The organism is Winogradskyella ouciana (assembly GCF_009709615.1).
GTDB classification, from domain to species: domain Bacteria; phylum Bacteroidota; class Bacteroidia; order Flavobacteriales; family Flavobacteriaceae; genus Winogradskyella; species Winogradskyella ouciana.
In genome coordinates this window covers 1-241 of sequence record NZ_WJYA01000284.1, presented here as the reverse complement: position 1 = coordinate 241, position 241 = coordinate 1, and the positions used below count along the sequence as shown (strand labels likewise).

General features: G+C 64.3%; 1 protein-coding gene. It reads right to left on the bottom strand.

Going from position 1 to position 241, the window contains the following annotated elements; translation table 11 throughout:
* A partial coding sequence (locus F1003_RS19170; RefSeq protein ID WP_497986942.1) for a hypothetical protein occupies window positions 1-241 on the bottom strand: 241 nt, incomplete at both ends.

Genomic DNA, 241 nt, shown 5'->3' with positions numbered 1-241 from the left:
GACTCGTACTGCGCCGCGACACCGGCGACCAGCCGCTGCTTCTCCGCCTCGGGGATGCCCAGCTTGTCGTAGGTGTTCTTGATGTCCTCGGGCAGGTCCTCCCAGGAGGCAGCCTGCTGCTCCGTGGAGCGCACGAAGTACTTGATGTTGTCGAAGCCGATGCCCGAGAGGTCCGAGTCCCAGTTCGGCATGGGCTTCTTGCCGAAGAGCTTGAGGCCCTTGAGGCGGAGCTCGAGCATCC